The organism is Lysinibacillus sp. G1-3, from assembly GCF_056322905.1.
Map to the genome: position 1 here is coordinate 1 of NZ_JBWHYQ010000071.1, position 356 is coordinate 356.

At 44.4% G+C, this 356-nt stretch carries 1 protein-coding gene; it reads left to right on the top strand.

Annotation, left to right across the window (positions count from 1 at the left end; genetic code table 11):
- Window positions 1-281: group II intron maturase-specific domain-containing protein (locus tag ACVYAD_RS25190; protein ID WP_476428302.1), on the top strand; the 281-nt coding region annotated here is incomplete at its 5' end.
- Between the last annotated feature and the right edge of the window lie 75 nt (window positions 282-356).

Below are 356 nucleotides of genomic sequence, written 5' to 3' on the forward strand. Positions count from 1 at the left end.
CAGACACACCTTCAATATTCAACAGGTTAGACAGTTGGATTAAAAGGCGGTTGCGAATGTGTCTTTGGAAGAATTGGAAGAAACCCCGAACGAGAGTCAGAAATCTCATTCGTTTAAAAGTTCCATATGGAAAAGCAAACGAATGGGGAAATACCCGAAAAGGGTACTGGCGCATTTCAAAAAGCCCCATATTACACAGAACCCTCGGCAATTCCTATTGGGAAAGCCAAGGCCTGAAAAGTCTGCAAGTTCGTTACGAAACTTTGCGTTATTCATCTTAATTGAACCGCCGTATACGGATCCGTACGTACGGTGGTGTGAGAGGTCGGGAGTTAATCACTCCCTCCTACTCGATT